This window comes from Tenacibaculum aquimarinum (assembly GCF_022478115.1).
Taxonomy (GTDB): domain Bacteria; phylum Bacteroidota; class Bacteroidia; order Flavobacteriales; family Flavobacteriaceae; genus Polaribacter; species Polaribacter aquimarinum_A.
Genome location: NZ_JAKGSC010000001.1, coordinates 385,499 through 398,370, shown reverse-complemented (window position 1 = coordinate 398,370; position 12,872 = coordinate 385,499). Strand labels below are relative to the sequence as shown.

At 30.5% G+C, this 12,872-nt stretch carries 13 protein-coding genes; 7 read left to right on the top strand and 6 right to left on the bottom strand.

What is annotated here, in order from left to right; all coding sequences use genetic code 11:
- Positions 1 to 15 precede the first annotated feature (15 nt).
- Positions 16 to 666, bottom strand: coding sequence for a 50S ribosomal protein L21 (rplU, locus tag L1S33_RS01885; protein ID WP_240551240.1), 651 nt, complete (start codon positions 664 to 666; stop codon positions 16 to 18).
- A 250-nt stretch (positions 667 to 916) separates the two neighbouring features.
- Between rplU and L1S33_RS01880 the strand changes: the two genes are divergently transcribed.
- Together L1S33_RS01880 and L1S33_RS01875 are read left to right on the top strand one after the other, a co-directional pair.
- Entirely contained in the window at positions 917 to 2,239 is a 1,323-nt protein-coding gene (locus L1S33_RS01880; RefSeq protein ID WP_240560968.1) for a M16 family metallopeptidase, read from the top strand.
- A 19-nt stretch (positions 2,240 to 2,258) separates the two neighbouring features.
- On the top strand, positions 2,259 to 4,304 hold the full coding sequence (locus L1S33_RS01875; protein ID WP_240560967.1) for a M16 family metallopeptidase: 2,046 nt from the start codon (positions 2,259 to 2,261) through the stop codon (positions 4,302 to 4,304).
- Positions 4,305 to 4,375: 71 nt separating this feature from the next.
- Here L1S33_RS01875 and L1S33_RS01870 read toward each other — a convergent pair whose 3' ends face one another.
- The gene (locus tag L1S33_RS01870) at positions 4,376 to 5,248 is read right to left on the bottom strand and encodes a DMT family transporter (RefSeq protein ID WP_240551243.1); all 873 of its coding nucleotides are present in this window, start codon (positions 5,246 to 5,248) and stop codon (positions 4,376 to 4,378) included.
- Positions 5,249 to 5,344: 96 nt separating this feature from the next.
- On the opposite strand from L1S33_RS01870, the gene L1S33_RS01865 reads away from it, so the two are divergent.
- From L1S33_RS01865 to L1S33_RS01855, 3 genes are all read left to right on the top strand, one after another.
- The gene (locus tag L1S33_RS01865; RefSeq protein ID WP_240551244.1) at positions 5,345 to 5,797 is read left to right on the top strand and encodes a cation transporter; all 453 of its coding nucleotides are present in this window, start codon (positions 5,345 to 5,347) and stop codon (positions 5,795 to 5,797) included.
- Between the two features lie 106 nt (positions 5,798 to 5,903).
- Positions 5,904 to 6,971, top strand: a complete 1,068-nt coding sequence (locus L1S33_RS01860) for a COX15/CtaA family protein (protein WP_240560966.1) — start codon at positions 5,904 to 5,906, stop codon at positions 6,969 to 6,971.
- Positions 6,952 to 7,206, top strand: a complete 255-nt coding sequence (locus L1S33_RS01855) for a hypothetical protein (RefSeq protein ID WP_240560965.1) — start codon at positions 6,952 to 6,954, stop codon at positions 7,204 to 7,206. The genes L1S33_RS01860 and L1S33_RS01855 overlap by 20 nt, the downstream gene beginning before the upstream one ends.
- Positions 7,207 to 7,235: 29 nt before the next feature.
- Here the strand turns inward: L1S33_RS01855 and gldD are convergent, their stop codons facing one another.
- The 4 genes from gldD to mutY are packed head-to-tail and all read right to left on the bottom strand — an operon-like array spanning position 7,236 to position 10,631.
- Complete coding sequence (gene gldD / locus L1S33_RS01850) at positions 7,236 to 7,790, bottom strand: gliding motility lipoprotein GldD (RefSeq protein WP_240560963.1); 555 nt, start codon at positions 7,788 to 7,790, stop codon at positions 7,236 to 7,238.
- Positions 7,783 to 9,084 (bottom strand): gliding motility-associated protein GldE, encoded by a 1,302-nt coding sequence (gene gldE, locus L1S33_RS01845; protein WP_240560961.1) that lies wholly within the window; start codon positions 9,082 to 9,084, stop codon positions 7,783 to 7,785. Before gldE ends, gldD begins: the two co-directional genes overlap by 8 nt.
- Positions 9,085 to 9,104: 20 nt before the next feature.
- Positions 9,105 to 9,545, bottom strand: coding sequence for a single-stranded DNA-binding protein (locus L1S33_RS01840; RefSeq protein ID WP_240551249.1), 441 nt, complete (start codon positions 9,543 to 9,545; stop codon positions 9,105 to 9,107).
- Between the two features lie 42 nt (positions 9,546 to 9,587).
- Positions 9,588 to 10,631: an A/G-specific adenine glycosylase gene (gene mutY / locus L1S33_RS01835; protein WP_240560960.1), complete on the bottom strand. Its 1,044-nt coding sequence runs from the start codon at positions 10,629 to 10,631 to the stop codon at positions 9,588 to 9,590.
- A gap of 113 nt (positions 10,632 to 10,744) precedes the next feature.
- Here mutY and L1S33_RS01830 point away from each other — a divergent pair, with 113 nt between their 5' ends.
- Positions 10,745 to 11,053, top strand: a complete 309-nt coding sequence (locus L1S33_RS01830; protein ID WP_303435322.1) for an HU family DNA-binding protein — start codon at positions 10,745 to 10,747, stop codon at positions 11,051 to 11,053.
- Positions 11,054 to 11,334: 281 nt separating this feature from the next.
- Positions 11,335 to 12,864, top strand: coding sequence for an Rne/Rng family ribonuclease (locus L1S33_RS01825; RefSeq protein WP_240560959.1), 1,530 nt, complete (start codon positions 11,335 to 11,337; stop codon positions 12,862 to 12,864).
- The last annotated feature ends 8 nt before the right edge of the window (positions 12,865 to 12,872 follow it).

Here is a 12,872-nt window from a genome sequence, read left to right as displayed (position 1 = left end):
AGTTATATTAGTGAGTTATTTTTCAACTCCTCCGTCTAATATATCTTGTAAATCTTTTAATTCATCCCACTTACCATCTGCAGCTAATTTAGCTTGTTTTGGCCAAGTATCTGTAACGTGGTTTCCACGAACACCTGCAATAATTTCAGAAATTGCAGCTGGTTTTGCTTTTGCTAAATCTGCAAAAGTTGCTAAACCTGCAGCAACTAAAGTTTCTGCAATTTTAGGTCCAATACCTTCAATTTTCTTTAAATCATCTGCTTTAGAAGATTTTTTAGGAGCAGCCTTTGGAGCTTCTGCTTTTACTGTTTCCTTTTTAGGAGCAGCTTTCTTAGCAGTTGCTTTTTTAGCACCAGAAGCAGCGATAGATTCAATTTGAATCTCACTTAAATACTGTCTGTGTCCATTTTTCTTCTTGTAACCTTTTCTTCTTTTCTTTTTGAAAACGATTACTTTATCACCTTTTAAGTGACCTAGAATTTTTGCCGTTACTGCGGCTCCTTCTATAGCTGGGGCGCCAATAGTTACTCCACCTTTATCTTCAATAAGCATTACATTATCAAAAGTTACTTTTGATCCTTCTGCTTCTTGTAAACGGTGAACGTAAACCTTTTGGTCTTTCGCTACTTTAAATTGCTGCCCTGCTATCTCTACGATTGCGTACATACTATTTGTTTTTTGTATTTATTACTACACTTTCTAACTGAAAATGCGGATGCAAATATACATATTTTTTGTTACTCACAATAAGTTATTAACAAAATTATTATATTTAAATAAACTTTATAACTCTCTAATTTTTAACTTTTAATGTTATTTTTGAATGCTTGTTTTTATTTTTTCTCAATTACTTGTAACAAACAAAAAAAATGAGCGTCAAACTTTAAACTAAATCACTAATTAAATAATAAGATCAATGAAAAAAAGTATTTTATCTCTTGCTTCAGTGTTTTTGCTTGCATTCTCAGGAAATGCACAAAAAGTTGAATTTGAAGAGTACGATTTAAGTAACGGGATGCACGTTATTTTACACCAAGATAATTCTGCGCCAGTAGTTACCGTTGGTGTAATGTATGATGTAGGATCTGTTGACGAGGAAGAAGGTAAAACAGGTATGGCACATTTTTATGAGCACCTACTTTTTACAGGAACAAAAAATATTGAACGTGGTAAATGGAGTGAAATTCAAGCTGCAAGAGGAGGAAGTGGAAACGCCAATACTAACTTCGATAGAACTTATTACTATGGAACTTTTCCTTCTAACGAGTTAAAACTAGGTTTATGGATGGAATCTGAAAGATTATTGCATCCAATTGTTGATCAACAAGCGGTTGATACTCAAAATGAGGTTGTTAAAGAAGAGAAAAGACAACGTATGGATAATGCTCCTTATGGTAAAATCCAATACGGTATGGTTTATAAACATCTTTTTGATAAACACAATTACGGTAGACCATTAATTGGTTTTATTAAAGATTTAGACAATGCAAAGTTAGATGAGTTTAAAGCTTTTTATAAAAAGTGGTATATGCCTAATAATGCTGTTTTAGTTGTTGCTGGAGATTTTCAGAAAGCCGAAACTAAATCTTTAATTGAAGATTATTTTGGAACAATACCTTCTGGAACTTTACCAAATAGAATAGAAAATATTGAGCCAGAAAGAACACAACAAAAAAGAGTAACGGAATACGATTCTAATATTCAATTACCAGCTATTGTTTTATTACACAAAGCACCTTCTATGAGAGATAGAGAGGCAAAAATTTTAGATGTAATCTCTACAATTTTAAGTGATGGTAAAAGTTCTAGACTTCAGAAAAAATTAGTTGAAAAGAAAAAGAAAGCTTTAGCAGTTTTCTCTTTTGGTAGATCAATGGTAGATTATGGTGTTTATACAATTGGAGCAATTCCTTTAGGAGAAACATCTTTAGATGATTTAATTAAAGAAATGGACGAAGAAATTGTAAAACTACAGACAGAATTAATTTCTGATGAAGATTTACAAAAAGTAAGAAATAAATTCGAAAATAGTTTTGTTTCTTCTAATTCGAGTGTACAAGGTATTGCTTCTTCTCTAGTTAGTAACTATATGTTAATGGGAGATACTAAGAAAATTAATACAGAATTAGAAATTATTAATTCTATTACAAAAGAAGAAATAAGAGAAGTTGCTAAAAAATATTTAGACAAAAACAGACGTGTTGTAATAGACTATTTACCAGCATCAAAAAAGAAATAATCACATAAAAATAAGAACAATGAAAACTAAAATATTTTCAATAATTACATTTTTATTCTTATCAATGAGTATTTCTGCTCAAGTTGATAGAACTAAGATGCCAAAATCTGGACCAGCTCCAAAAATTAATTTAGGAACGCCACAAAAATTCACTCTAAAAAACGGTTTACAAGTTTTAGTTGTAGAAAATCATAAATTACCTAGAGTTTCAGTTAATTTAGATATAGATAATCCACCTATGGCTTATGGAGCTAAATCTGGAGTTGAAGGATTTGTTGGTGGTATGTTAGGTACCGGAACAACAACAATCTCAAAAGAAAAATTTGACCAAGAAGTAGATTATTTAGGAGCTAGAATTTCTTTTCAATCTGAAGGAGCTTTTGCAAGTTCTCTATCTAAATATTTTCCTAGAGTTTTAGAATTAATGGCAGATGCTGCTTTTAATCCTGTTTTTTCTCAAGAAGAGTTTGATAAACAAATGAAGCAAACTTTAGATGGTATTAAATCAAATGAAAAAAGTGTAGCTGCTATAGCGAGTCAGGTTGATAGAGCTCTTACGTATGGTAAAAATCACCCTTTTGGTGAAATGACTACCGAAAAAACGGTAAAGAATATTGAGTTACAGGATGTAAAAGACTTGTATGCAAAAACATTTAAACCTAATAATGCCTATTTAGTTATTATAGGAGATGTAGATTTTAACGCAGTTAAAAGTCAAGTTACTAAGTTGTTTAGCGGATGGGAAAAAGGAGTAATGATTCCGCAGGCTTTACCGAAAGTTACAAACCCAGAAACTACTGAAATCAATTTTATTAACATGCCAAACGCAGTTCAGTCGGAATTAGCAATTATTAATGCTGTTGATTTAAAAATGAATGATAAAGACTATTATGCAGCGTTATTAGCAAACCAAATTCTTGGTGGAGGCGGAACAGGTAGATTATATAAAAACCTACGTGAAGATAAGGCATATACTTATGGAGCTTACTCAGGAGTTGGAGCAAGTAGATACGCTTCTAGATTTAAAATGTCTGCATCTGTTAGAAATATGGTAACAGACAGTGCTGTTGTTGAGACAATGAAGGAAATTAACAAAATTCGTTATCAAAAAGCAACACAAAAAGAGTTAGATATTGCAAAAGCTAAGTATTTAGGAAATTTTGTAAAGGCTGTAGAAAGACCAAGTACAGTAGCTAATTATGCTTTAAATATTTTACAAAACAATTTACCTACAAATTACTACGAGAATTACTTAGCTAATATTAATGCGGTTACTTTAGACGATGTTCAGAATGCAGCAATTAAGTATTTTAGAGGAGATAAAGCAAGAATTGTAATTACAGGAAAAGGAATTGATGTTCTTAAAAACCTTGAAAAAGGAGATTATAAGATCAATTATTTTGATAAAGAAGGAAACCCAACTGTAAAACCAGAAATGACATTGCCAATTCCTGCAGGAGTAACAGCAGCAACAGTTGTAGATACATATTTTGATGCTATTGGAGGTAAAGATAAAGTTGCAGCAATAAATTCTGTAATGATGATTTCTACTGGAAAAGTGCAAGGAATTGATTTAACAATGACACAAAAACAAGCTGCACCAAATAAAATGGCTGTTGTTATGACAGGTATGGGACAAACATTAAGTAAGCAAGTTTTTGATGGAACTAAAGGATATCAAGAAGCGCAAGGAAGAAGAAAGGATTATGCAGACGAAGAATTAGAGGCTGCTAAAACTACAAGTGCTCCTTTTGCAGATGCAGAATACAAGAAAGGAAAACTAGATAGAATTGAGCCTATTGATGGTGAAAACTTCTATGTTATTAAGCATAATAAAATGGAGATTTTCTATAATGTTAAAACAGGTTTAAAAGCACAAGAAGTAAGAACGGTAAAAGGACCACAAGGTGAAATGAAACTACCAACAACTTTCTCTGATTATAAAGAAGTAAATGGAATTAAGTTTCCACACAAAATGGGACAAAAAATGGGGCCAATGGACTTATCTTTTGATCTTAAAGAAGTAAAAGTTAATGAAGGTGTTTCTGATGCAGATTTTAAATAATCTCTTAAGAAATTAGTATAAAGATAAAAGAGTCAAGATTTAGTTCTTGGCTCTTTTTTTTTGAATACTGCCTACTTTTTCCGATTTACCAACCAAACACCAAATAAGATAATTACACCAGCAATTAATTGAATTAGGCTTAATTTTTCACCATCTATAATTCCCCAAATAACAGCTATAATTGGAATTAAATAAGTTACAGATGAAGCGAAAATAGGAGTAGAAATATGCACCATTTCATTAAACATTACTTTAGCAATTGCTGTTCCAAAGAATGCTAAAATAATAATATAGAACAATGCTGGTTTTGTTTCAGAATTCAATTCAAATTCAGTAAAAAAACCTGTAAAACTTAATACTACTAATGCAGGAACTATTACTAATATAAAGTGTCCAGTTGTTATAGTTAGTGCATTTAAATCATATAAATGTTTTTTCACAATATTTACATTAAACGCGTAACCAATAGATGCAGCTATTGGCAATAAAGCATACCAATAATTTTGATCTGGATTTAAGTCTGCTCCTTTTAAAATTAGAATAACTGTACCAATCAAACCAACTAAAATTCCTATTAATTGATTTTTTTTGAATGCAAATCCAAAGACCAAAGCTCCAATAATAAATGTGTTAAAAGGAGTCAAGGAATTTAATATTGATGCAATTGAACTATCAATTCCTTTAATTGCAAAGGCAAACAAAAAAGCAGGAATAAAAGTTCCAACTAAAGCGCTAAAAACAATATACTTCCAATGTCTTTTTTTTATTTTTTTTAAATTTTTATGCCCAACAATTATTACAAACACAGCAGCAATTATAGTGCGTAAAGCAGCTACTTGTATTGGTGATAAGCTTATTAAAGCTTTTTTCATTAAAATAAAAGAACTTCCCCAAACTAAAGAAAGTATTATTAAGTAAATCCACTTTTTTTGTTCGTTTTTCATTTGACTAGTTTGTTAGGTAGTACAAAAGTCCAACAATTCTATTGATTTGAATCTAATTATTAATAAATTTGCTTGATAAACAAATAATTATTTAAAATGAAAATTCAAAAATTTATATTCGCTATAGTTGTAGCTTGCTTAGTTTTAACTTCTTGTAAAACTGAAGCTAAAAAAGAAATACCTGTTGTTGCTAAAGATGCAAAGGTTGAAAAATTAGCTATTAATATTTCTGGAATGACATGTGAGATTGGTTGTGCAAAAACCATTCAGTCTAAATTATCTAAAAAAGATGGAGTAATAGATGCTCAGGTTGTTTTTACAGATAGTATTGCAAAAATTAAATTTGATGCAAACAAAACAAGCAAAACAGACTTAATTGCTTTTGTTGATGGAATTGCAGGAGGAGATTTATATAAAGCTACTGAAAAAGCACCAACTAAAATTTGTGATGAAGATTGCAAAAAAGAATGTTGTGCTAAAAAAGATGGAGACAAAAAAGCTTGTGCTGAAGATTGTAAAAAAGAATGTTGCGCAGATAAAAAAGCATAATTTCTTTTGAATATATTAAAAAAGGCTTCTGGTTTCAGAAGCCTTTTTTTGTGCTTTTTTGTATCTTTGTGTAAACTTTTAAGAGTCTGAAATAAATTCAGTATTGATGAAAAAAAACTTCCCAACACTTGTAAAAATTACCATTTGTGCTGTCTATTTAATCTTTTTAGCCGGTTCTATTGTTAGAATGACCGGTTCTGGAATGGGGTGTCCAGATTGGCCAAAATGTTTTGGTTATTATATTCCGCCAACTGCGGAAGAACAAATTACTTGGAAACCAAATGCTCAGTTTAAAAAGGGTATGATTATCATTAAAAATGAAACCCTTTTTGTTGCAGAACACGATGTGCAAACTTCATCTGAATTCAATACCAAAAACTGGGAGAAATACACAAAGCACGATTATGCAAAATTTAATAAATTTCATACCTGGACAGAATATATTAACAGGTTGTCTTCTGCTTTAGCAGGAATTCCGTTGTTGCTAATGGTAGTTTTTTCTGTTTTCTTTTGGAAAGAGAAAAAGATATTTACCTTACTTTCAATAAGTGTTTTAATATTGTTTTTGTTTGAAGCATGGTTAGGAAAAACTGTTGTAGATACTAATTTAAAACCAACAGTAATTACCATTCACATGGTTGCTGGTTTGGTTATAGTTGCAATTTTATTGTATTTGTATTTTATTTCTTCCAACGATAAAAACCTTTCGACTGCGATCAAGGAGACACCTAAAAATAAATACAATTCGCTCTTTAGTAAATTAGTAATTGTTTCGGTAATTTTCTCGTTAATACAAATTGCAATGGGAACACAAGTAAGACAATTTATTGATGAGCAAGTAAAACAATTTGGATTTGAAAACAAACACTATAGTTTATTAGAACCTAATTTTAAGTTTTATTTCCATCGTTCATTTACAATAGCAATTGTTTTGGTAAACTTTGGTTTGTTTTACATTAATCAGATGAAAAACTTAGGTTACAAACTTGTAAATTGGATTGTTTTTCTTCTCTTTTTAGAAACTATAACTGGTATTTTAATGTACTACGCAGAATTCCCAATAGGAACACAGGCAATACATTTGTTGGCGGGCTCTATCTTGTTTGGATTGCAGTTTTACTTGTGGTTGCAGAGTAGGAAAGCAAATAAATATTATGAAAGAAGAAGAAATTAACAAAGAGAAGAGAAAGAACATTTCTTTAACTACTATGGAATGGTTAGGGTTTTTCATTCTTCCTTTCAAAAGTAATTCAAGTTTTAATGACACTTTTACTTTCAACAAAACAGAAATTAAAAGATTTGAGAAATTTGGATTTAAAAAGAAATTAGAGGAATCAAAAGAAGTAAGAAATTATGGTTTAGTTTTTTATATTATCTTGTTTATTCTTTTAGTTTTTTTGTTCAGTTAATAATATTAATTATTACATATTTACATTAATTAATTGTTCCACTCCAAACTCTCCATCATTTTAATCATATCTTTTTTAATATAATTTATTGCGGGTAAAATGGAATCGTAATTAGGTTTTGTGTAGAAAAATAAAGATGCTTTTAAAAAGTGTTTTGTGCTATCTGTTGCATGAAACTGTACTTGAGAAGCTGCATTTCCTTCAATTTGATAAATACTTCCAAAGACTTTCTTATCATCATTAATATATTCTCTTGGAGCAGAAATTTGATCCGCTTTAATTGCATGTTCAAAAACCAATTTTTCAGATTCAACCAAAAGTTCTCTTAAGTTGTTTTTTATAGGTCTGTATGTTATATCTATGGAAGCTTTTAATTTTGGATAGGTAATTTTTAGCCAGTTTTTCGGCAAGTCTTTTACAGTTGCTTGTTTAGAAACATCAAAAGTATAAGGTCTTTTTAATGTTAGTTTTTTGTAACTATTTTCTGGGTATTGCAAACTTAAAAAACCCTTAGGTTTGGGTAAAGTTTCGCTTCCGCAAGAAATTAATACTACACTAAAAATTAATAAAATAATACTACGCATTTCGGGTAACTTTAACTTGTTTAATGCGTCTTCTGTCTAACGCTTCTATGGTAAACGTGTAATTGGCAAAGTTTGTTTTCTCGCCTTTCTTTGGAAATTTTCCTGATACTTCTAAAATAAATCCGGCTAAAGTTTCACTTTCTCCTTTTTCATCTTCAAATTTCTCTTCATCATCGTCATCTAAAACCCTGCAAAAATCTTTAATTGTTGTTTTTCCTTCAAAAACATAATTGTTTTCATCTAGTTTAGAGTAGCTTAAGTCGTCTTCATCAAACTCATCATTAATGTCTCCAACAATTTCTTCAATTACGTCTTCTAAAGTTACAATTCCGCTTGTTCCACCATATTCATCAACAACAATGGCTAAATGATTTTTCTTTTCTCTAAAATCACCTAATAAATCGTCTAGTTTTTTGTTTTCAGGCACAAAAAAGGGTTCACGTAATAATTGTTGCCATTTAAAAGATTTTTTGTTTAGATGTGCTAATAAGTCTTTGGCGTATAAAACACCAATAATATTATCAATATTTTCATTGTAAACAGGATTTCTAGAAAAGCCTTTTTCTAAAATTTTCTGTAAAACAGCTTCATAAGGTTCTTCATCTGAAATTGCAAAAACATCGGTTCTTGGTTTCATTATTTGAACCGTTTCAGTATTTCCGAAGCTTACAATTCCTTGCAATATTTTCTGTTCATCTTTAGTAGTTGCGCCTTCTGATGTTAGTTCTAAGGCTTGCGATAATCGTTCAACAGATAAGTTGTTGTTTTTGCTTCCTAATCTGTTTTCAACAATACTTGTTAGGCTAATTAAAGGTAAACTTAGTGGAGTTAATAAAGTGTTTAAAATACTAATTGGTTTTGCCATAAAACTAGAAAACTTCATAGCTTTTCTTGTGGCATATACTTTAGGTAAAACTTCTCCGAATAATAAAATTAGAAAGGTAACCAACACAACTTCTATCAAAAACTTTATAGCTGGAGTTAAATTACTGAAAAACACTTCGCCTAAAGAAGCAAATAATAAAACAATTAAAATATTGATAAAATTGTTCGTTATTAAAATAGTTCCTAGTAGTTTTTTAGGATGTTCTAAGAGTTTTACAACACTGTTTTCCCCTTTGGTTTGGTCAGATAGTTTGTTAAGTTGTTGTTGAGAAAGTGAAAAAAAGGCAACTTCTGTTCCAGAAATTAATGCAGAGCAAATTAATAATATAATTACTATTACAATGTTAATGCTTACCATTGTGTTAATGGCGGAAAAAGCTATAAATAAAAGTCCGGAATCTGGGTCCAATTATGTGATTTTTAGTTTAATTAAAATGGTAAATCGTCGTTTTCTTCTGGAGTAACCGTTTTTTCTGTTGGTTTTTTAGCCACTGGTTGATTTGTTACTGGCGGAATATTTGTGTTTCTGTTTTCTTTTTTAGGTGATAACATGGTCATTTCTGTAACCTGAACTTCGGTTGAATAACGTTTTATGCCATCTTGTTCCCATTGACGGTTTTTTAGTTTTCCTTCCACATAAACCTTATCTCCTTTTGTTAAATATTTTTCGCAAACTTTAGCCAAACCATTTCTAACAACAATATTATGCCAATCGGTTGTAGTAACTTTTTCTCCTGTTTGTTTGTTGGTATAACTTTCTGAAGTAGCTATTGGAAAACGGCCAACACAATTTTGTTCATCAAAATAATGCATTTTTACTTCATCTCCTAAATTACCAATCAATATTACTTTGTTTATTGTCCCTGCCATAGCTTAAAATTTTTAGCGTATATCAAAGATAAGTAATTTTCGTTATTCAGTTGATAAATAGCTGTCTAAAAACTTTGAAATTAACACAGGAACAGGTTGTTTTTTTACTTGGTTCCAAGTGAGGGTTTTAGTTTTAACCTCAGAAGTTTTAACAATCCAAAAGCGAGTGTGTAAATGTTGATGTGATAGTTTATGAACAATTTCCTTTGTGTTAAAGAGGGAAATAGTGCTTTCGAAAGGAAATAAGTTTTCAAATTCTTCGGATGAAACCACTTCTTTTTCATCAATATTATTTGAAGTTTCAAGCAGCGGAAATTGATACAGATTTTGCCAAATACCTTTGCCTTTTCTTTCTTCTATTATTGTTTCATTTTTATCAGTTATAGTAACTAAGAAATTAAAGTATCGATGTTTTATTTTAATCTTCTTTTCCTTTATTGGAAGTTCTTTTGTTAGTTTCTTCTCAAGCGCAACACAACTATTTGCTAACGGGCAGCTTTCACACAACGGGTTTTGAGGTTTGCAATGTAGTGCACCAAAATCCATAATTGCTTGGTTGTAAGTTCCTGGCTGTTTTGTGTCGATTAAAGTTTGGGCTAACGCTTTAAACTCTTTTATTCCTGCGGAAGAATTAATAGGTGTTTTAATTCCGAAGTATCTAGAAAGTACTCTATAAACGTTTCCGTCTACAACAGCGTTTGGTTGGTTAAAACATATAGAAGCTATTGCAGACGCTGTGTAATCTCCAATTCCTTTTAATTGTAATAGGTCTTTATAGTTATCTGGAAATTCTCCATTTAATTCATTTGCAATATATTTTGCTGTAAAATGTAAATTACGTGCTCTTGAATAATATCCTAAACCTTGCCATAATTTTAATACCGTATTTTCATCAGCTTTAGCGAGGTCAAAAACGGTGGGAAATGCTTCTGTAAACTTTAAAAAATAAGGTAAACCTTGAGCAACTCTTGTTTGTTGCAGCATAATTTCGCTAAGCCAAACAAAGTATGGGTTTTGGGTTTTTCGCCAAGGCAATTCCCTGTTATTTTGTAAGTACCAGAAAATTAAAGTGTTAGAAAAAGCCATGATTAAAAATTAAAGTTGCAATATTACGTTTTAAAATTAAGTTTTTTTTAATGTTAAACATTTTCGGAATAGATTAATTATCATATATTTGCACCCGCATTTTAAGAAAACAAATACAAAAATATAATATTATGACGAAAGCAGATATCGTATCTAAAATTTCAGATAAATCAGGAATTGAAAAGGCAGATGTATTAGCAACTGTTGAAGCTTTTATGACTGAAGTTAAGGGTGCTTTAGAAAATGGAGACAATGTTTATTTAAGAGGTTTTGGTAGTTTTATCATCAAAACAAGAGCAGAAAAAACAGGAAGAAACATTTCGAAGAATACAACTATAAAGATTCCAGCACACAATATTCCAGCTTTTAAGCCTGCTAAAACATTTACAGAAGGAGTAAAAAGCAAAGTATTAGTTAAATAATAACAACCGACCTTTAAAAGGGTTTTAAAACATTAAACATTATGCCAAGCGGTAAAAAAAGAAAGAGAGCAAAGATCTCTACACACAAACGTAAGAAAAGAGCTCGTGCAAATAGACACAAGAAGAAAAAGTAAGCTTTAGCTTACTTTTTCGTTTAATTACGAGACACAAAACAAGTTCATTGACATTGAGATTGTCATAAATCAATCTCGCACGGTATATACATACCTTACAATAAAACCATCTACACAATTAAGTGTAGTGTTAAAATTTTTCAGATTATGAAAACTGAATTAATAATTCGTTCAAATGCATCTGATATTGATTTTGCCTTATTAAAAGATGGAAAACTTATTGAATTAAATAAAGAAACAAGTGATAATAAATTCTCTGTTGGCGATATTTTTCTTGCCAAAATAGGAAAAGTGTTATCGGGTTTAAACGCCAGTTTTGTAAATGTTGGTTACCCAAAAGATGGTTTTTTACATTACCATGATTTAGGGCCACAAGTACAATCTTTAAATAGTTTTATTAAGAAAGTAAGCACAGGTAAGTATAAAGAATTCACTTTAAAGAACTTTCAATTTCAGAAAGACATTAACAAAGACGGTAGCATTAACGACGTACTAAAATCTGGTCAAAACTTATTAGTACAAATTGTAAAAGAACCTATTTCTACAAAAGGCCCAAGATTAAGCTCAGAGCTTTCTATAGCTGGTAGATTTTTAGTTTTAGTTCCTTTTTCTAACCGAGTATCTGTATCTCAAAAGATAGAAGATCCAAAAGAAAAAGAACGTTTAAAAAGATTAGCAAAAAGCATTAGACCTAAAGGGTTTGGTGTTATTTTAAGAACTGTTGCAGAAGGAAAAAAAGTAGCAGAACTTGACAAAGATTTACAAAACTCATTAGAACGTTGGAAAACTATGTGTAAGCGTATTGCAAACACAAACACACCAACAAAAATATTGAGTGAACTTAACAGAGCATCTTCTATCTTAAGAGATGTAATGAATGAATCTTTTACAAATATTGTAACCAACGATAAAGATTTGAAACAAGAAATTAAAGAGTATTTACAAGAAATTTATCCAGAAAAGGAAAACATTGTAAAACTACATCGTTCTGAGACTCCGATATTTGAGAAATATGGGATAGAACGTCAAATTAAAACATCGTTTGGAAAAACAGTTTCTATGAGCAAAGGTGCCTATTTAGTAATAGAGCATACCGAAGCACTACACGTTATTGATGTTAATAGCGGAAACCGTTCTAACAAAGCAGGTTCTCAAGAAGACACAGCATTAGAAGTTAACATGATTTCTGCCACAGAAGTTGCACGACAATTACAATTGCGTGATATGGGTGGAATTATAGTTGTTGATTTTATTGATATGCATAAGGCTGAAAATAGAAACAAATTATTTCAGCATTTAAAAGAACAAATGTCTTTTGACAGAACAAAGCATAAAATATTACCGCCAACAAAATTTGGTTTGGTACAAATAACGCGTCAACGAGTAAGACCAGAGTTGAGCATTAAAACTACCGAAGCCAATCCAAATAAAAATGGCCAAGTAGAAGCCCCAATTGTTTTATTGGATAAGATTGAATCAGAATTAGAAAAAGTACTTTCTAATCCTAAAAATAAAAAGGTTGCATTAAATGTACACCCTTTTATTGCAGCTTATTTAACTAAAGGAATTAATTCTATTAGATTTAGATGGTTTTTACAACACAAAAAGTGGATTACTATTATACCTCGTGATGCTTATACTTATTTACATTACAAGTTTAAAATTAAACGTAAATAAGAGGCAAA